This is a genomic window from Bartonella sp. SD1336NMGDW (assembly GCF_042193565.1).
Lineage (GTDB): Bacteria > Pseudomonadota > Alphaproteobacteria > Rhizobiales > Rhizobiaceae > Bartonella > Bartonella grahamii.
Genome location: NZ_JBHILW010000002.1, coordinates 129,728 through 150,559, shown reverse-complemented (window position 1 = coordinate 150,559; position 20,832 = coordinate 129,728). Strand labels below are relative to the sequence as shown.

The following is a 20,832-nucleotide window of genomic DNA, read 5'->3' as shown; positions in this document are numbered from 1 at the left end:
TTGAGAGAGATTTATCATGTTGTAGCATAAAAGTCTGTCTTTTAGGGACGTGATATAAAATATTTAAAACTTTATACATGAAGTGCTTTTTATTAGAGTGTGAGGTGAATATTTAAGGCAGGTTTTGTTCATAAAGCCTATGAAGTAAATCAAGTCGTTATTAGATAGAACTTAAAGGAAACTGGATTGTTTACATAACGACGGGAGGTGGCTTCTTCTTCATTTTAGGACCAAGAAGAAGCCGAGAAATAAAAAAGATTTGATTGTAAGGGCTCTTGATTATAAGGGCAATTGTATTTAAAAGTTCTCGATCTTTTTTAGAGTTATAAATTGAATGGAGAAAGCAGAAAAGGTTTTTCATCTTTCATGATAATAAACCGATTCATTTATTTGATCGCTAGATTTTTTTGATCTTTATCTACACGTGTTTATTCATGGATATTTTTACTGAATCGATTGATTCAGGTCATGATACAGTTTCCGATATTTTCTCGCCTATACTGACATTCGGCAAAAAAACGATCACAAGAGATGGTATTAAAAATTTTAAATTAAACTGTTGCAAAAGCGCTGTATACGTATACAAGCTTCTTCAAGTAATTCTTCTGATGTTGCATAAGAAATACGAAAAGCTGATCCAAGTCCAAAAGCAGATCCTTGGACGACAGCAACAGCTTCTGTTTCTAGAAGCGCTATGGCAAAGTCTTCATCATTCGTAATACATTGACCGTTGGGTGTTTTCTTTCCAATAAGTCCTGTGCAAGAAGGATAAACATAAAAAGCACCTTCGGGCGTTGGACAGTGAATGCCAGGAGCTTGGTTGAGCATGGAAACAACGAGATCACGGCGTTCTTGAAAAATACTTTTATTTTTAGCGATAAAGTCTTGTGGTCCATTGAGAGCTTCAACAGCAGCCCATTGTGAAATGACACTTGTTCCAGATGTTTGCTGACCTTGAATGGTATCCATAGCTTTAATTAACTCTTGTGGTCCGCCTGCATAGCCGATTCTCCACCCCGTCATCGCATAGGCTTTGGAAACACCATTCATTGTAAGTGTACGCTCATAAAGCGCTGGTTCTACTTGAGCTGGAGTAACAAAGGTAAAACCCTCATATGTGAGATGTTCATATATATCATCGGAAAGAATATAAACATGAGGATATTTTACTAAAACATCTGTGAGTTTTTTCAATTCATTATGTGTATAAGCGGCACCTGATGGATTTGAAGGAGAGTTAAAGATGAACCATTTGGTTTTGGGGGTAATGGCAGCTTCTAGCTCTTGTGGTTGGAGTTTATAAGAAAATTCGGCTTTTGTTTCTAAAAAGACAGGCGTACCATCGTTGAGTGCGACCATTTCTGGATAACTTACCCAATAAGGAGATGGAATGATGACTTCATCCCCTTTATTTAAAGTTGCCATCAATGCATTAAAGAGAATCTGTTTACCACCGGTTCCAACAATAATTTGCTCTGGTTCATAATTGAGATTATTTTCTCTTTTAAACTTTGCAGAAATTGCTTGGCGCAATTCTGGAATTCCAGATATGGGAGGGTATTTTGTTTCTCCTCTTCGAATAGCTTCAATGGCCGCGTTTTTGATGTTGTCTGGGGTATCAAAGTCTGGCTCTCCAGCGCTTAAAGCAATAACGTTGCGCCCTAATGTTCTTAAATGACGGGCTTTTTGGGAAGCAGCAATTGTTGCAGAAGGTTTGATACGAGACAGTTTGTCGGCAATAAAAGCCATAATTTTAAATCCTTATATTATATCAACAAATGGTTATTGCTTTAAGGATATTCTATAAGAGATTATATTGTATGCAATAAAAAACTTCCAAAACACTCTTACACGGGCTTTATATTCATCTTTTTTGAGATTTTTACAAGATAATCTCTTCGTAGATTTTATGAAAGTTTTTGAGGAAGTATAAGGGAGGTTTGATAAATTGTGCAAAGGAGATAAGCAGCCTTTTATGTTAACAAGATAAAATGATGCTTCATACAAAATAAAAAAAATCTTCGTCGTTACAGACGAAGATTTTTAAATAAAATATTGCAGAACTTAAACCTTAAAGAGCTGCAAGATTGCCAGCGGCAAATTTTCCTGAACGACGATCTTGAAGAACATCATAGGAAATTTTTTGCCCTTCATTAAGACTGTTTAGACCAGAACGCTCGACGGCAGAAATGTGTACAAATACATCTGCACTACCATCACTAGGCTGAATAAATCCGAAACCTTTTGTTGTATTAAACCACTTAACTGTTCCTGTAGACATAGGAAACTCCTTAGAATATATAATTATATTGAGTATTGAAGCTTTCATTCCTTCAATACGGTTGTAGATCGAAATTAGGTGGGAGAAGTTTCGTCAAAAGTGCAGATCGCACAGGAAAGAAAGTCACGTAACCGAAAATTCGATGAAACCTCTATAAAAGTCTTTAGAACAAAAAGCAAGTCTTAATCAAATTTTATATAAAGAAAAAATAAGAAAACAGTGTACATTTTGCTGAGTAGAGAAAATTCAACTGAAATAACTTTGTAGTGAACGTACTTCAAGGCGCCTTTTTTTGAGTACTTTGATCGCTTCTACGACGGCTTCGGCTCCAGCTATTGTTGTATAATAGGGAACATTTTGCATGAGTGCTGCATAACGTAATGATTTTGAGTCTGAGATGGCACTGGCAGTGCTAGTTGTATTAAAAATCAATTGAATTTGGCGATTACGAATAGCATCTTCAATATGGGGGTGTCCCTCTAGAACTTTGTTGATTTTTGTTGCTTCAACGTGGTGTTCTGTGAGAAATTTTTGTGTTCCACTTGTGGCGACAACAGAAAAGCCAAGCTCAGTTAAACGTTTTACAGGATTTAAGATGCGTTTTTTATCTTCATCTCTTACAGAAACGAACAAAGTTCCCTCTTTAGGGAGTTTTACACCAGCTCCAAGTTGGGCTTTAGCAAAAGCAAGCGAAAATTCATAGTCAAGTCCCATAACTTCACCGGTTGAACGCATTTCTGGACCAAGAAGTGTATCAACACCTGAAAAACGAGCAAAAGGAAACACTGCTTCCTTGACGGCAATATGTTGTTTTTTCTGCAAAGAAGGTAATCCACCATAAGCTTGAAGAGCATCATGAAGTGTTTCTCCTGCCATAATACGTGCAGCCATTTTAGCAATAGGGCGACCAATCGTTTTTGCAACAAATGGGACAGTACGTGAAGCACGGGGATTGACTTCTAAGACATAAATGGTATCACCTTTTATAGCATATTGTACATTCATTAAGCCGCGAACATGAAGTGCTTGTGCTAATGCTTTGGTTTGGCGCTCTAATTCAGTAACTATTTTATTTGAGAGCGTACGGACTGGTAAAGAACATGCTGAATCACCAGAGTGGATACCAGCTTCTTCAATGTGTTCCATAATACCAACAATCAGTGTTTCTTTGCCATCACATAGACAATCAACGTCTACTTCAATTGCTTCTGTTAAATAGGTATCAAAGAGAAGCGGATTTTTACCAAGCAATATATTGATTTGTCCTGTTGTGTCGTTAGGATAACGGACTTTGATATCTTCTGAAATTAATTCAGGGACACTCTCAAGTAAATAATTTTGTAAGCTACGTTCATCACGGATAATTTGCATAGCACGTCCTCCTAAAACATAAGAGGGACGTACAACCAATGGAAAGCCTAGTTCGTGGGCAATGAGGCGTGCTTGTTCGATGGAGTGAGCAATACCATTTTGAGGTTGTGTTAAGTTAAGTTTAAATAATAGTTTTTGAAAGCGATCTCTATCTTCTGCTAAGTCGATAGCGTCAGGTGAAGTACCCAAGATAGGAATGTTGTGTTTTTCTAGAGCGCTTGCCAATTTCAAGGGTGTTTGTCCGCCAAATTGAACGATGACTCCAACCAAATCTCCTTTTTCCTGTTCTGCTTCTAAAATAGCGATAACATCTTCTGTTGTTAAAGATTCAAAGTAAAGACGATCAGAGGTATCATAGTCGGTTGAAACTGTTTCAGGATTACAGTTAATCATAATCGCTTCAAAGCCTGCATCACGCAGTGCAAAAGCAGCGTGGCAGCAACAGTAATCAAATTCAATACCTTGCCCAATGCGGTTTGGTCCACCGCCTAAAATAGCAATTTTTTTGCGTTCAGAAACGTGTGCTTCCGAGTGCTCTACACCTGCAAAGGGAACTTCATATGTTGAATACATATAGGCTGTAGGAGAAGAAAATTCAGCGGCACAAGTGTCAATCCGTTTGAAGACGTGTTTAACATTCAGTGATTTGCGTAAAGCTGCGATATAATCGGGTTCTTTTCCAGTAAGGGAGGCTAATCGCGCATCTGAAAATCCCATAGCTTTTAACATACGTAAGTTATCTGAGTCTTGGGGTAATCCATGAACGCGGATACGCTGCTCCATTTCAATGATGGAGGCTATTTGTTCTAAAAACCATGGATCAATTTTGCTAATTTGGTGAATCTCATTTAAGGGTAAGCCTGTGCGCATGGCTTGAGCAATGTAGCGTAGACGATCAGGGCTTGGTATTGCAATGGCGGAGCGTATAGAACTTTTTTCATCACCTTCAGCATGCTCTGGAATAACAATTTCATCAAGACCCGTAAGTCCTGTTTCAAGTCCACGGAGTGCTTTTTGTAACGATTCTTGAAAAGTGCGTCCAATTGCCATGACTTCTCCTACAGATTTCATCGCAGTTGTGAGGACAGGTGATGAACCGGGAAATTTTTCGAAAGCAAAACGAGGAATTTTTGTTACAATATAGTCAATAGAAGGTTCAAATGATGCTGGTGTTGCACCACCCGTGATATCATTTTTTAATTCATCAAGAGTATAACCAACAGCCAGTTTGGCCGCTACTTTGGCAATGGGAAACCCCGTTGCTTTTGAGGCAAGCGCTGAAGAGCGAGAAACACGCGGATTCATTTCAATAACAATGAGGCGCCCATTTTCAGGATTGACAGCAAACTGTACATTGGATCCCCCCGTTTCAACACCAATTTCGCGCAAAACAGCAATCGAAGCATTACGCATACATTGATATTCTTTATCGGTTAAGGTGAGAGCAGGTGCTACAGTGATCGAATCACCGGTATGAATCCCCATTGGATCAATGTTTTCAATAGAACAAACGATGATACAGTTGTCGTTCTTATCACGAACAACTTCCATCTCATATTCTTTCCACCCTAAAACACTTTCTTCAATTAAAACTTCTGTTGTTGGTGAAGCTTCAAGCCCACGTTCAATAATTTCATAGAATTCAGAGCGGTTATAAGCGATTCCACCACCGGTTCCACCAAGGGTAAATGAAGGACGAATAATAGCTGGAAGTCCAATAATATCAAGAGCTTGAACTGCTTTTGCTGTTGCATGGGCGATATAATGTTGTTTGCGATCAGTTTCGGTATGTCGCCAGTTGCGCTCAAGTTCTTCGAGTGCTTTGTCAAGTGCAGCACCAGAAAGTTTTGCTTTAAGTTCAGCACGCGTTTTTGCGTGCTGTCGGCGATTTTCTTCTTTTAGTTCTGTTGCATTGGCTAACATAGAGCGTGGCGTTTCCAAACCGATTTTTGCCATCGCTTGGCGGAATAAAGCACGATCTTCAGCTTTATCAATAGCATCAGCATTGGCCCCTATCATTTCAACATGATAGCGGTCTAAAATACCCATACGCTTTAATGATAAAGCAGTGTTGAGAGCTGTTTGTCCTCCCATAGTGGGCAAAAGGGCATCGGGACGTTCGTGGGCAATAATTTTGGCAACTATTTCAGGAGTAATGGGCTCTATATAAGTTGCATCAGCTAGATCTGGATCTGTCATGATCGTGGCAGGATTAGAGTTTACCAAAATAATTCGATAACCTTCTTCTTTTAATGCTTTACAGGCTTGAGTGCCTGAATAATCAAATTCACATGCCTGACCAATGATAATAGGTCCTGCTCCGATGATAAGAATAGATTTTATATCTGTGCGTTTGGGCATGGCTTTTTCCTATGACAAATATCTGTGCGCGATTGTTGCGGGTAAAATATTTCAGTTCTGAGGCTACAGTCATTTTATAAGTTAAGTGACAAAGAAAGTAAGCACTAAAATACCTTTTCCATGCTTTTTTTCATAAAATTAAAGATAAATTTCTTTTTTGAGCTGAGTCATCTCGTCAGTATATCAAAAGTATGATCTTTGATAAAAAATAATAATAGTGCTCCAACAAATTAGAATATTTAAGCATACTGTGGAGAATAAAAAGCCGGAACATCTTTCCAATCCATTGCCGGCATATTTTGTGTTTTATGACGTTGTTTGCCTAAAGAGGACGCGCGCTTTTTCTGTTGCTTGTAAAACATAAGCTATTATTTATGGTTCGATGAGATTTCGTAAAATGAAATGGGAAGTTTATCTTGTTAATCCGTAAAATACTACCGTTTAGAGCTCTAATATAAGGTATGAAAATTTACCACATTAAGGTGTTTTTTGTTAGAGTATATGATAGAATTCAGGGCAGGATTTGTTTGTAGAGAGCTTGTGAAATAAACCATATGAAATGGTCTCAGTTGGAATCTGTTAGATAAAAAGCAAGATTGTTGATAGATCTTTTCTGGTTGAAGTTTCCGTTTTAGGGTAGGAAGGAAGTCAATCGATGTATGTTTCCATTTCATAAAAGGGCGAGAGTGTATTTTAATACAATGGCTAAGGAGATAATTTCAGAATGATTTTGTTTGTTGTTAAAAGATAGTGAATACTCTCTCTTTACTTTATGGATGATGTTCAAAACTTTTTAAAATATTTAAAAATATAAAGAAGGCTAAAATGCTGAACATTTCCCAAACGAGAATATTCTGTTTGAAAGATGTATCAATAGGAAAGCTTTTGGTGGCTAGGTCTCAAAAAGGGATTTGTTATATAGCGTTAGGAGACACTATAGAGCAATTATTACAGGGGTTTACGATACGCTTTGGTGATGCACAACAAGTTGTAGGTGACAATACATTTAAGAGAGAAGTTGCCCATATTATAGCCATGATAGAAACACCTAAGTTGGTCAAAAAATATAATTTTCCCTTAGATATAAATGGTACAGTTTTTCAACGACAAGTATGGGCAGTATTATGTGATATACCATGTGGTGAAACAATTTCATATGAAGTCTTAGCGTGCCGTATTGGTATACCGAACGCTTTTCGTGCCGTTGCTAATGCGTGTGCACGTAACGAATTGGCTGTTATCATTCCTTGTCATCGTGTTGTGCGTAAAAATGGTTTTATTTCAGGGTATCGTTGGGGATCCAAACGGAAACAGATTTTGCTACAACGAGAACAAAATGGAGGAATTTAATTTTGTGTGATGGGCATTATAATCGTTACAGTTGTCCCTTTCATTTCTTTTGAGGTAATTTCAAGTTTTCCTTTGTGGAGTTCTAGCAAGGAGCGTGAAATGGCTAAGCCAAGACCTGAGCCCGTGTGAGATTTAGTAAGCTGATTTTCAACTTGTTCAAAAGGTTGCCCAAGTTTTTTAATTGCTGATTGGGGAATACCAACACCTGTATCTGTAATTTTAAAAATAAGGCTGTTTTTTTTCTTGAAAGCGCAAACATCAATATTTCCGCCAGAAGGCGTAAATTTAACGGCATTAGAGATGAGATTAAGGAAAATCTGTTTCATAGCACGACCATCAACTTCAGCATGAAGTTCTGGCGTAATGTTTGTTGTAACAACAATATTTTTTTCTTGAGCTTGAGGCGTTAATGTCCGTACTGCTTCACTAATGATGGGCTCAAGATCGGTATTTTTACAATCAAGCGTAAATCTTCCAGCTTCAATTTTTGACATATCAAGGATGTCATTGATAAGGGTTAGAAGATGGGTTCCTGAATTGTAAATATCATGCATATATTCCTTATAGCGTTGTGAACCAAGAGGACCAAAAGTCGATTGTAACATGATATCTGAAAAGCCTAGAATAGCGTTAAGTGGAGTGCGCAATTCATGGGACATATTAGCCAAAAACTCTGATTTAGCTTTGTTAGCACTTTCAGCACGCTCTTTTTCTGCCTTGAGACTTTTATTAAGTTTTTCAACTTCTGAGGCACGTTGTTGAGCACTTCCTCGAGCACGTTTGAGTTCTTGAATGAAAGAAAAAAGACGCCTTTCACTGTCTTCAAATTTTTCCTGTTGTTGTTTAAGCTCAGAAATGTCAGTACCAATACAAACCAATCCTCCGTCTTGGGTTCGCCGTTCGTTAATTTTGAGCCAACAACCATCTGCCGTTTGGCGAATACTGGTTAAGTTACCAGTACCATCATCTTTAAGGGGATATTCACTGAGTGCAGGGCGTGCCATGGCTTCGACGGTTGCACGTTGGATACCTGATTGTAGAATTTGTTTAGGAATAGCGGCATATTCGCAAAATTTGCTGTTGGACATGACTAAACGTCCTTCAGCATCCCACAAGACGAAAGATTCTGAAATATTTTCAATCGCATCACGGATACGAAGGTCGGCTTGCGCTGTTTGTTCAGCCAATTGTTGCTGTTCACTAATATCGAAGGAAATACCAACCAAATGGGGTTCTTCTTCTTCAGTAACTTCAGCACGAATACGCATCCAGACATAATGGCCATCGGCATGACGCATGGGAACGTTAATATCGATATGCTTTTTTTTACCACTCATTAATTCCTGAGCAAGATCAAAAAAATTCGCATCATTTGGATTGATAATGGCGCTAATTTGGGAAATTGAGAGCAATGCATCCTGAGGGATATAGCCGAGCATTTCGTACATTGCTCGTGACCAGTAGACGCGTCCACTTGCCATATTCCAATCCCATAGTCCACAGCGTCCACGCATCATTGCCATATCAATACGGTTTTGAATTTTTTCTGAAACAAGATCCGTTTTGCGTGCTCGTACAATTTGGTTGTAATAAGCATAAAGAAGAGCGAGGATAACGCCACTAGTTCCAATGAACAGAGTTATATTTAACGAGAGAATTTTCCGCCATTCCATGGCGCTATCTTGCATCTTTTCGCTAATGAATACGCCATATTGCCCATTTTCTGTTTGGTGAAATGAAGCAAGAGCAGGGGCATCTTTTCCTATTGTGATTTTCATAATTCCAATGTGCTGACCAAGAGATTGTAAAGCAATGCTGTCAGAGATAAAATCTTGCAAAGGTTTACCTAAAGCAATCTCTGAACTAGATGAAGCTAAGACATTTCCCTTTTGATCAATAATGGCGATCAGAGTGCTAGGATTAATAAGCTCTTGATTACGAAAAGTGGTGAGGATATTTTGTAAATGACTATGAGAAAGGGTAGAGACTTTTCCTTTCTGAGAAACAGCCAGTAAGTCATGATTAATTGTATTGGTAATATGAGAAGCTAAGAGAGTGATGGTAGAACGCGTGTTTTTATCAATCGTGTTACGCCAATCATAGAGTGATACAAAACGAATTGATGCAAGTACAATAAGAAATGCTACAATGACAAATGGAAGTGAGCGACGCAACCAAGGCTCAATAAAGAGAAGCTTTTGATAGGCAGAGCCAGAAAGCAGATGAATACGTTTTTTCTGCGCTTTATGACTTGGAGCGCTCGATTTTGAATCAGCATACACCTCCGTTGGCGCATGATATGCGTCCAATTTAGCCATTTCCAGTTCCTTTAATTATGGAATAATGTGATTTAAAAACTGCTTCGATATTCATAGTAACCCCATCGAGTGCAATGAATCAAAACAGGAGTCTTCTGTCCAGTCTTTTTTTTAAAAAAAATAATTTTACTTCTATGAATTTGGAATATGAAAAGGAAAAGGCACTTTAAACATGATCTATAAACAGGCTTAGATTGCCTGTTTATAGATTTAATGATGATCGAATAGTCTGTAGAATTTATTTAAAAAATATTATAGAATATTGATTTAAAATAATTTTTTCGTTTCAAGTGAGCAGACGGTTGATGATATCAGCGACATCACTTGATAACTTTGGTGCAGCAGCAATCATTTTTAATTCAGTTTCAAGTTTTTGTTGTCGAATGGGTTCTAATTGTCGCCAAGAGCGCATCGTTGTTAATAATCGTGAAGCGAGCTGTGGATTTTTTTTGTCAATTTCCAAAATAATTTGGCAAAGAAAATGATAAGACGCTCCATCCATCCTGTTAAAGCCCGTGAGATTGTTAGAGGCAAAGACACCGATTAGGGAACGCACACGATTGGGATTATCTTTTGAAAAGAGCGGGTGTTGCATGAGCTTTTGAACATTCTCGAGCGTTGATGCCCCTGCAACCATTGCTTGAATGGAGAACCATTTATCCATGACCAAAGGATCATGGTGATAGCGGTTTTCAAAATCATTTAAGGCATTTTGCGCCTGCTCACTTTCATTAAAACGCTTCACGAGAACAGCGATACTAGCCATACGGTCAGTCATATTATCAGCTGTTGCATATTGTGTGGCAGCACGATTTGGATTGGCCTCAGTAATGGAAAGATAATCCAGTATTATATTCTTTAATGCTCGCTTTCCAGCTTGTACAGTGTTTGGTGAATAGGGCTCTTTAGTTTGCATTTGCCCATAAAATTTTGTGAAGAGCCCTTGATGTGTATGCGCGAGCGAAGCTAAAAACTGATTGCGCACATGATGAATACGCTCTGGATCAATATTTTTACCAAGTGTGTGGGCAAGTTCAACTTCGCTCGGTAAACTTAAACAAAATGCACGAAACTCAGGTTCAAGACTTTCATCTGTAACGATAGCTTCAATCAATTTTATCAAAGCAGAGGGCATACCCTCTTTTGCTTTTGTTTCATCTTGAATGCTTTGAATCAAAGCTTGCGTCATTAAATGATTAAGAGATTGCCAGCGATTGATGTGATTGTCATCATGTTGTGCAAGAAAAATAAGTTCGCTTTCATTGAATGGAGTTTGTAGATTGATTGGTGCAGAGAAGTCTCTAAGCAGTGATAAAACAGGTTTTTCACGCAGACCCTTTAATGTAAACGTTTGGTTTTCCTTGGATAAAAGCATAACGTTTGATTGAATATCTGTATCCGCTTCATAGGTGAGGTTTTCTCCATTAGGTCCTAACAAGCCAAATAATATAGGGATAAGCATGGGCTTTTTTGTATTTTGTTGTGGGGTTGCCGGAATATGTTGCTTTGCATGAATTGTTAAAACACCATCGCTATAATGACTATCGATTTCTACATTTGGTGTTCCAGCTTGTTCATACCACAACATGAATTGGGAAAAGTCTTGACCAGATACTTCAGCAAAACAGGCGATAAAATCTTCAATTGTACAAGCTTGTCCATCATGACGTTGAAAATAAAGATCAGTACCTTTACGAAATAGAGAGGGTCCTAAAATAGTCCGTATCATGCGAACAACTTCGGCACCTTTTTCATAAACAGTTGTGGTGTAAAAATTATTAATTTGGCTATATTGACGAGGACGTACAGGATGCGCAAGAGGTCCTGCATCTTCTGCAAATTGCGTCGCTTTTAATGCTTTTACATTTTCAATTCGTTGTAGGCTGCGTACATTTTGATCTGATGAAAATTCCTGATCACGATAAACAGTGAATCCTTCTTTTAAACAGAGTTGAAACCAATCGCGACAGGTAATACGATTACCGCTCCAATTATGGAAATATTCATGTGCAATGACACGTTCAACATTTCTATAATCCTGATCGGTTGCTGTTTCAGGATCTGCCAGAACATATTTATCATTAAAAACGTTAAGTCCCTTGTTTTCCATTGCTCCCATGTTAAAGTCGGACACTGCAACAATATTGAAAATATCAAGATCATATTCGCGCCCAAAACATTGTTCATCCCAACGCATGGAACGTTTAAGAGCATCCATTGCATAGGTTGCGCGTTTGGTTTTTCCTTTTTCCACATAGATACCAAGCTCGATACGTCGTCCAGATACAGTTGTAAAATGATCTTCTAACTTATCAAGATCTCCACCTACTAAAGCAAAGAGATAGGATGGTTTGGGATAAGGATCTTCCCAAATGGCAAAATGGCGATTATTCTCTAAAGTTCCTGTTTCCACCAGATTACCATTTGAAAGCAAGATTGGGATTGTTTGGGAATCTGCCTCAATTTTCACTCTATAGGTAGAAAGAACATCTGGGCGGTCGTAAAAATAAGTAATACGACGAAAACCTTCCGATTCGCATTGTGTGCAATAAACACCATTTGAAAGATAAAGGCCCATAAGTTGGCGGTTGCTTTCAGGATTCAGTTCCGTAACCAATTTCAATGTAAAAGGAGCTGCTGGTGGCGTTGTAATTTCTAAACGTGAAGGCGTCACTTTATAAGTGTTTGGGGCTAATGTCTCATCATTAATAGAAACGGAAATTAAAGTAAGATCATCACCAGAAAGAACAAGAGGTGTTAATTCTTTTGTATTGTGACGGGACTCAATAGACAATATGGCTGTAACATAGGTTTTTGTTGGTGCCAATTGGAAGGAAAGTTGTGTTTTAGGAATAACGTAAGGGGTTGGCTGGTAGTCTTCCAAACGATAAATAGGTGTTGTTGGCTGTTCCATAGTTTTTCCCATTCATATTTTAAGAGTTAAAGAAGGTTTTTAATTTTAGAGTCAAAGAAGATTAAAGAATTACAAAAGGCTATCGAGGCGATTTTTTACTTCTAAGAAGTCTATCCATGTAAGTTTTTTTTGACTAGGGGTTCGGAGAAGGTAGGCAGGGTGGAAAGTTGGCATAACAGGTATTTTTATATTATCCTCACTTTCATAAATATGCCATTTCCCTCGTGTTCGGATAATCCCATTTTGAGATCCCGTAAGGAGCTGTGCAGCAATGCCTCCCAGTGCTATAAGTACACGAGGACGCGCTAGATAAATGTGCCGTTCAATAAAAGGGCGGCACAAGGCGACTTCTCTTGGTGTTGGTGTACGATTTCCTGGTGGACGCCAAGGAATAGTGTTGGCAATGTAAACATTATTCCTTGTTAAGCCAATTGATGCGAGGATTTTATTAAGCAACATTCCTGCTTTTCCCACAAAAGGAATTCCTTGTATATCCTCTTCTCGTCCTGGTGCTTCGCCTATAAGCATCAGGGGGCTTCCTGCTGTTCCATCTGAAAAGCAGGTATTTTTTGCTGTCAATTTTAGTGAACAGCCATTAAATGCAAGGAGAGCAGATTTTAATTCATCAAGTGTTTTTGCATTGTTTGCACTCTCTATAGCTGTGGGTTCATTTTGTATAGCCCCCCTAGAGTTATGCAGCGGACGATGATCTGATTTTACGGTGGGAGATGTTTTGGGAGATGTTTGTTGATTATGAGAAATGTTCACGACAGATATTAATTTGCTCTCTGAACAAGCAGACTGCTTAAAACGATTAATAGGGAAATCTGTCAGAACAGCATCCGCACCACTTTCTTTATAAAAGTTTAAGAGTTCTTCATAGGAAATTGAGCACGGCGTTTGATTTAACATTTTATTTTTTCTAATGATCTAGCAACTATAGATCAAACAAAATTATCCTTCAAGTTTTATAAATGTATTCGCTAGCCATTAATGTACAAGAACGCTGATAGGATTCTCTCTTTTCACAAAAAAGGCAAATCGTAAAATGCGAGTGTTCGCGATTATATACATCTTTAAATGTACAATTTGTTTAAATTACGCTATTTTAAATTTTTAAACAGACTAAGTTCTTTATAATAAAAGAATTCTCTACTGAATGCAAGTGGTATGATAACATTTTTGATCATTATATTCTATATTTAATAATTAATGAAAGTTACTTTTATAGTATTTTATTTATAAAATTAAGTATATTTTTTTATTATTATATTATTTTTAATAATTTTTATTAAAAATATTAAATATATTAATGAGATATATAAATATTACTTTTATATGAAAAAATACTAAGACTTTACAAACTGTTTTTACAATGGTTTAAAAGTAATGTGTGGGTATATGCTTTTGCTTTTTTTACCGCTTCAGTCATAGATTCATTTAACGCCAAATGCGCAGCAATAGCGCTTGAGAGAATGCAACCTGTTCCTCGCATTGTTCCTTTTAAACGTGGCGTAGAAATATTTATGACTTCAGTTTTGTCAAAGAAGCTATCAATTGCAAGAGGACCCTCTGCATGTCCCCCTTTTACTAAAATAGATTGAGCTCCCAATGACAAAAGTTTTTTTGCTTGTTGTATTGCTTGCTCATCATAAGATGCCAATGGACTTTGGCTAAGAAGAGCAAGTTCTTCTCTATTCGGTGTTAAAAGAGTAACATGAGAAAGCAGTTTATCGATCATCGTGTCGATGATTGTTTCCGTTGTTAGTTTTCCTCCTGATGAAGCGACAAGTACGGGGTCCAAAATAACTGGGATATGGGGATAGTCTTTGAGTACGTTACAGATTGCTTCTATAATTGCTTTTGTCCCCATCATACCGATTTTTATTGCGCTTATTGGATTTGCTTCTAGGGCAGCACGCATTTGCGCAGCGACGAGGTCTTCACGCATTGGAATGATTTCGGCAACGCGATTATCATCTTGTACGTTAACACAAGTGATTGCTAAATTTGCTTTTATTTGAAAATGTGCAGCGGTTTCTATATCACGAACAATACCGGCACCTCCTGTTGGATCTGTGCCTGCAACAATAAGAATGGAAGGTATCAACGCCATATTTGTGTCACTTTTATCCACTGTTGGACACGCTCTTCAGGTTTTTTATGGAGGATAATATCAGTCACAACAGCAGCACTATTTGCTCCCGCTTTTAAAACACCAACTGCGCGTTCTGGTGTTAAACCACCAATGCCCACCAAAGGTAAAGCACCAATCCGCTTTCTCCATTGTTTGATTTTTTCTAGTCCTTGCGGCATCCATTTCATTTTTTTTAAGATTGTCGGATAAATAGGACCAAGTGCAATATATTCAGGATTAACAGAGAGTGCGATATCCAATTCATGTTCATCGTGTGTACTAAGACCAACTTTTATACCACTTTTACGAATTGCGTGAAGATCAGCATTGCTTAGATCTTCTTGTCCCAGATGAATAAAATTGCACTTTTCATCAATTGCTATTTCCCAATGATCATTAATAATTAATTGTGCTCCCAATTTATTGCATATGTTTTTTGCGCGCTTGATATGTTGACGGATTATTTGTTGATTTTCATGTTTCATACGCAATTGTACGAGCTTGATGCCAAGAGGGAGCAAACGTTCAACCCAATCAGCGTTATCAACGATGAGGTAAAATGGATCCAGTTTCATGAAAATACTGCTTTTCCAATGACTGGCGTTGAAGGGACTGCCACATTGCGTGCTTCGATCATGCCAGCTTTATATCCCATACGTCCTGCTTGAACAGCTTTAGAAAATGCTTCAGCCATTAAGACAGGATCACCTGCTTTAGCAACTGCGGTATTAAGCAGTACTGCATCGTAACCGAGTTCCATCGCAATGGCGGCATGTGATGGGCGTCCAATGCCGGCATCAATAACAAGAGTAGCATCCGGAAGGTAAGCACGGATAGAACGCAATCCATCAGTATTATGAGGTCCTTTGGCAGAACCAATAGGAGCACACCAAGGCATAATAACACGGCAACCAATGTCAAAAAGTTTTTCAGCAACAATGAGATCATCCGTTGTGTAAGCAAAAATTTTGAAACCTTCATTGTTTAAAATTTGAGCTGCTTCGATTAAGGAAAAAATATTTGGCTGTAAGGTATCTGAATTACCGATAATTTCGAGTTTAATCCAAGCTGTTTTAAAAAGATCTCTTGCTAATTGGGCTGTGGTTACGGCCTCTTTAACAGTATAACAACCAGCAGTATTAGGAAGCACTTTTACCCCAAGTCCTTGAAGAAATTGCCAAAATTGTCCACCTTGTTTTCCACCTGCAGTTTCACGGCGCAAGGAAACAGTTACAATTTCCGTATTCGATTTATGAATAGCATCACGAAGGATTGCTGGTGAAGGATATTGCGCTGTACCTAATAGAAGACGGGAAGAGAATTGTCGTCCATAAAGATTCAGCATAATTTTAGCCTCCTTGCATTGGGCTTAAAATTTCAATTTTATCTCCTTCATGCAAGACAAATTGGCTTCGTGCATCTATGGGAACAACTTCAGCGTTAACAGCAGTTGCAAGCCAATTTCCTTCATACCCCAATTCTTCAAGCAAGAGACCGAGAGTCATAACTTCTGTTTGGACTGTTTCACCATTAACAAATATTTGCATGCTTTATTCCAATGCCAATTCCATTGCTCGTTTTGCCATTTCTGGAGACAACAGAAAACCATGTCTATAAAATCCATTAATAGAAATAAAGTTACCATCTTTATGCACAGAAGGGAAGTTATTAGGATAACATGGACGAACACCAACGCCAGATTCAATAATTTCTGCTTCAGCAAAAGCAGGATGTAAAGTATAAGCCGCGTTGAGCAGTTCCATCATTGATCTCACTGAGATTGCACCATCAAAGTCACTTTCAATCATCGTTGCACCAATCATAAAAATATTATCTTGTCGAGGTACAATGTAGAGAGGAAACCGTGGATGAAGAAGACGAATTGGACGCGAAATTTTAATATCGGTGCAGCGCACGAGAAGCATTTCGCCGCGTACGCCCCGTATATTTTTATCTTTTCCTAAACGTGCTATTCCTGTCGCATCAATAACAATATCAAAATTTGTTTCAGCCGTCTCTACATCAACAAAACACGCTCCATTGTTGAGAAGCTTTTCTTTTAAAGCCATAAGTGCTTTGCGAGGATCAATATGGGCTTCATTTTCATAAAAGAGTGCACAGTTAAAACGTTCCGCAAGATCTGGTTCAAGATGAGCTATCTCTATATTATCTATGGTTTTGTGATTATGCGTGCGTCCAGAAAACCGTTCAAGCTCTCCTCTATCTCGTGTAGGTGCAACCACTAAAGTGCCTTTTTGTATGACAAGGTTGGGAAGCGTTTTACGCCACCACTGTATAGCTTGTATACCAAGATCTTCAACAATCTGTTCCGCATTTTCTCTCTCACAGTAAGGTGCGAGCATTCCTCCTGCATACCAACTAGCACTTCCTATAGGAGAATGAGGGGGAGCCGATATAGTAACAGAAACACCTTTTTGCTGTAATATAAAGGCAACCGTTAAGCCGCCTACACCTGCACCTTTGATAAGAATGTTCTTCAACTGTTTACTTTCTTTTTTTGAGGAGAAATGATTTCCATATAAAGATCACCATTTTTTTGATATTTTTCGGCCATGGCGATCATACCTTCCCCTTTTGTTTTTCTTATTGCTGCTGCCTCACGAATATCATGAGAAATACGCATAGAACAGAATTTTGGTCCACACATGGAACAAAAATGTACCAATTTATGGGCTTCTTTAGGCATTGTTTCATCATGAAAGGCACAGGCTGTTTCCGGATCAAGAGAAAGGTTGAATTGATCATGCCATCTAAAATCAAATCGTGCACGCGAAAGAGCATTATCGCGCAATTGTGCTCTAGGCAAACCTTTGGCAAGGTCAGCGGCATGAGCAGCAATTTTATAAGTGATCACACCAGTTTTTACGTCATTTCTATCGGGGAGTCCTAGGTGTTCTTTAGGTGTTACATAACACAACATAGCTGTTCCAAACCATCCAATCATAGCGGCACCAATTGCTGATGTAATATGATCATAACCAGGAGCAATGTCGGTTGTAAGAGGTCCCAAAGTATAAAAAGGCGCCTCATGACAGAGATCTAATTGTTGCTCCATATTTTCTTTAATTTTGTGCATTGGGACATGCCCAGGACCTTCAATCATAACCTGTACATCTTTTTTCCAAGCAATTTTTGTCAATTCTCCCAAAGTTTTAAGCTCTGCAAATTGGGCTTCATCATTGGCATCGGCAATAGAGCCAGGGCGCAATCCATCCCCCAAGGAAAGAGAGATGTCATACGTGCGTGCAATATCACAAATTTCATCAAAATGTTCATAAAGAAAACTTTCTTTGTGATGCTGCAAGCACCATTTTGCCATAATAGAACCACCTCGTGAAACAATACCTGTTACCCGATCAACGGTCAAAGGGATAAAAGGTAATCTTAATCCCGCATGAATGGTAAAATAATCAACACCTTGCTCTGCTTGCTCAATAAGAGTATCACGGAAAATATCCCATGTTAGGTTTTCGGCAATACCCTGTACTTTTTCGAGTGCTTGATAAAGTGGAACAGTTCCAATAGGAACAGGGGCATTTCGAATAATCCACTCACGAATATTATGAATATTTCGACCTGTTGAGAGATCCATAACTGTATCTGCTCCCCAGCGAATGGCCCAAACCATTTTATCAACTTCTTCTTCCATAGATGAAGTCACTGCTGAATTGCCAATATTAGCATTAATTTTAACACGAAAATTACGCCCAATAATCATGGGTTCGCACTCTGGATGATTAATGTTTTGTGGAATAATGGCGCGTCCACAAGCAATTTCATTGCGAACAAATTCGGCAGTATAAATTTCTGGTATTGATCCAGCAAATGTTTCATTTGATGGTACATTTTGCTGTTCTTTTACTGCTAATCCTTCATTTTCTCGTATAGCCACATATTCCATTTCTTCGGTAATAATGCCTGCGCGCGCGTAAGCCATTTGTGTAATTGCTTTGCCATTTTTTGCTCGTAAAATGGGACGTTTTTGTTTAAAGGTTGGTGTAAGGTTTTTATCAGAAGCCAATCCATTATCTTCAGGTTTAACTAATCGTGCAGGATAAGTTTCAGTATCATCCCGCTTAGAGAGCCAAGGCAAGCTAATTGCTGGCAAGCCTTTTGTAATATCAATGATCATATCTTTATCTGTGTAGGGGCCAGAAGTATCGTAAACTTTTAAAGGTTTCTCACCACTGCCATCAGTCAGTGAAATTTCACGCAATGGTACGCGCACATCAGAAAAGATAGGACTTTGTTGATAAATTTTGCGTGAAGCGGGAAAGGGGTTACAACTGATTGATGGAGTATTTTTCTGCACAAACTTTTTCCTTATAGATACAGAGTTCAAAAATAGGTTGCGATGTTAATGGAGATATATTCAAATTATCAATTACGAGCATTCGGATGAATAGAAATAGTATTTGCTTTATAGCAAAGCAAACCGAATAAAGCTCAAGAAAATTTATTTTGAAAAATTGATACAATATCTATTCTAATATTTGCATGCCTCCTCCCATTTAAAGTATTTTTTTAATACGAATATGGTTGGCTTAAATATCTATATTGTCAATCATAAAAATATATTTAAATGATTTTGGTGTGTTTTTTAAGAGTGAAAATAGATATTATGAAGTGATAAACTATGATACTGAAGCTTTTATAAACAAGAATAAAGTTAAAAACGGATTATCAAGGAAAAATTAGATAGTTTATAGCTCTGATCGAGATTTTTTTCATATTAAAATAATAACTCAGAATACCATAAGATTCTTTCATCATACATCTTTTCATATAAAATCACTTCTTGCACGTCATCAGTGGGAGCATATGGGGCAAAATACTTGAAGAAAGGAAGCGAAAAGTCATACATGAACATTCTCAGATGCGAGGACGATCGCAATGTGGCGACCAACAAAATTGTATAATGGGTTCCAGCTTGTATCTTCAAAAGCTTAAAGATGATGATCTGTAATGGCTTTCTATTGTATCATTGACGTGTGCTATCGTAAAATGAACAGAGTATATTTTGAGCAATGTTTCTTTAAAAAGTGCGTGATATGCAATATCATTATATTTTGTGTGGGGCATTCTATTTTTCATGAGGAGATATTCCCATTAAGAATGCGATAAACAAAAATGTGAAACAATACTTAATCTTTATTATTAAAAAATGATGATGAAAATGAACAAAGGCTTTTCATCTTGAAATTTCATCAACACTTTTAAAGAGTTGGAAGAGAGAAAGCAAAAGGATGTATCTCAGTATAAAGTACTACTTAAATTCATTTTCTGAGACATAAAGCTCTTTGTTTTCAAGGTAAAGGTACTCAAGAGTCATGTGATATCGTGCAGTAATATTACAGATAAGAAATCACTCATTATATACAAAAAGATATACAAAAAGCTTTCTAATTATAATGAAGTGCTCTTATTTATTATAATACAACAAGAGAAAAATTGAGTAAATTCGCCTCAAAAAAATTTTTAAACACTAAAATAGGGAATAAATAAAACAAACGCAAACAAAGAATTATTATAATAATGATTATCAAAGCCAAAAACCAATTTTGGAATAAGTAAGGAATTATGAGGAAGAGTAACCAAATTCCCACTAATATTGCTATTATTAGCAATGTTACAATTGGTAGCCATATAAAATCTGCAGCTATACAGGAAAAGATGATTGGTATACCCCAGAGATAGACAAATGTGTTAACAAGAGACTCATAGATAAATTCGTTAGTGAATTCTTTATCTAAACTATCATAGCATTCTATAATTGCTTTGCATTGTTCCACTAATATCATAAAACTCGTTATGAACACTATGAAAGATATAAAAAATAGCTTATCTTTTAGATCTTGTTAAAAAAATCATTTTTAAGTAGTTCAATTATACTAAATAATGAGGTAAACGCTGGAAAGAATAGAGAAGAGCACCAATAATTGCAAGATGTTGTTGAGAATGATTTATTATTCTTGCAAAAAAAATATACATATAATAACATATATAGAAATATGCTAAATGCGGGAGGGGAGAATTTGGTTACGGGGCATTAAAAAAACAAGGGTATTGTTCATAAAAA

General features: G+C 37.5%; 13 protein-coding genes. 1 reads left to right on the top strand and 12 read right to left on the bottom strand.

Annotation, left to right across the window (positions count from 1 at the left end):
• Positions 1-546 precede the first annotated feature (546 nt).
• From ACFIKH_RS02520 to carB, 3 genes are all read right to left on the bottom strand, one after another.
• The gene (locus tag ACFIKH_RS02520) at positions 547-1,749 is read right to left on the bottom strand and encodes a pyridoxal phosphate-dependent aminotransferase (RefSeq protein ID WP_375625813.1); all 1,203 of its coding nucleotides are present in this window, start codon (positions 1,747-1,749) and stop codon (positions 547-549) included.
• A 322-nt stretch (positions 1,750-2,071) separates the two neighbouring features.
• On the bottom strand, positions 2,072-2,281 hold the full coding sequence (locus ACFIKH_RS02515; protein ID WP_012754908.1) for a cold-shock protein: 210 nt from the start codon (positions 2,279-2,281) through the stop codon (positions 2,072-2,074).
• A gap of 246 nt (positions 2,282-2,527) precedes the next feature.
• Positions 2,528-6,013, bottom strand: coding sequence for a carbamoyl-phosphate synthase large subunit (gene carB / locus ACFIKH_RS02510; protein WP_375670927.1), 3,486 nt, complete (start codon positions 6,011-6,013; stop codon positions 2,528-2,530).
• A gap of 825 nt (positions 6,014-6,838) precedes the next feature.
• On the opposite strand from carB, the gene ACFIKH_RS02505 reads away from it, so the two are divergent.
• The gene (locus ACFIKH_RS02505) at positions 6,839-7,363 is read left to right on the top strand and encodes a methylated-DNA--[protein]-cysteine S-methyltransferase (protein WP_375625817.1); all 525 of its coding nucleotides are present in this window, start codon (positions 6,839-6,841) and stop codon (positions 7,361-7,363) included.
• Here ACFIKH_RS02505 and ACFIKH_RS02500 read toward each other — a convergent pair.
• The 9 genes from ACFIKH_RS02500 to thiC all read right to left on the bottom strand — a co-directional run bounded on the left by ACFIKH_RS02500 (position 7,360) and on the right by thiC (position 19,065).
• Complete coding sequence (locus ACFIKH_RS02500) at positions 7,360-9,681, bottom strand: ATP-binding protein (protein ID WP_375625819.1); 2,322 nt, start codon at positions 9,679-9,681, stop codon at positions 7,360-7,362. The genes ACFIKH_RS02505 and ACFIKH_RS02500 overlap by 4 nt on opposite strands.
• Before the next feature lie 286 nt (positions 9,682-9,967).
• Positions 9,968-12,595: an aminopeptidase N gene (gene pepN / locus ACFIKH_RS02495; RefSeq protein ID WP_375625056.1), complete on the bottom strand. Its 2,628-nt coding sequence runs from the start codon at positions 12,593-12,595 to the stop codon at positions 9,968-9,970.
• A 69-nt stretch (positions 12,596-12,664) separates the two neighbouring features.
• On the bottom strand, positions 12,665-13,507 hold the full coding sequence (locus ACFIKH_RS02490) for a uracil-DNA glycosylase family protein (protein ID WP_273788417.1): 843 nt from the start codon (positions 13,505-13,507) through the stop codon (positions 12,665-12,667).
• A gap of 445 nt (positions 13,508-13,952) precedes the next feature.
• Positions 13,953-14,711, bottom strand: coding sequence for a hydroxymethylpyrimidine/phosphomethylpyrimidine kinase (locus ACFIKH_RS02485; RefSeq protein ID WP_375625187.1), 759 nt, complete (start codon positions 14,709-14,711; stop codon positions 13,953-13,955).
• Positions 14,702-15,307 (bottom strand): thiamine phosphate synthase, encoded by a 606-nt coding sequence (locus tag ACFIKH_RS02480; protein ID WP_375625055.1) that lies wholly within the window; start codon positions 15,305-15,307, stop codon positions 14,702-14,704. The genes ACFIKH_RS02485 and ACFIKH_RS02480 overlap by 10 nt, the downstream gene beginning before the upstream one ends.
• Positions 15,304-16,077 (bottom strand): thiazole synthase, encoded by a 774-nt coding sequence (locus ACFIKH_RS02475; protein WP_375625054.1) that lies wholly within the window; start codon positions 16,075-16,077, stop codon positions 15,304-15,306. The genes ACFIKH_RS02480 and ACFIKH_RS02475 overlap by 4 nt, the downstream gene beginning before the upstream one ends.
• A 4-nt stretch (positions 16,078-16,081) precedes the next feature.
• The gene (gene thiS, locus ACFIKH_RS02470) at positions 16,082-16,279 is read right to left on the bottom strand and encodes a sulfur carrier protein ThiS (protein WP_273791115.1); all 198 of its coding nucleotides are present in this window, start codon (positions 16,277-16,279) and stop codon (positions 16,082-16,084) included.
• Positions 16,280-16,282: 3 nt separating this feature from the next.
• Positions 16,283-17,233, bottom strand: coding sequence for an FAD-dependent oxidoreductase (locus ACFIKH_RS02465; protein WP_375625826.1), 951 nt, complete (start codon positions 17,231-17,233; stop codon positions 16,283-16,285).
• Positions 17,230-19,065, bottom strand: coding sequence for a phosphomethylpyrimidine synthase ThiC (gene thiC, locus ACFIKH_RS02460; protein WP_375625828.1), 1,836 nt, complete (start codon positions 19,063-19,065; stop codon positions 17,230-17,232). Before thiC ends, ACFIKH_RS02465 begins: the two co-directional genes overlap by 4 nt.
• Positions 19,066-20,832 lie beyond the last annotated feature (1,767 nt).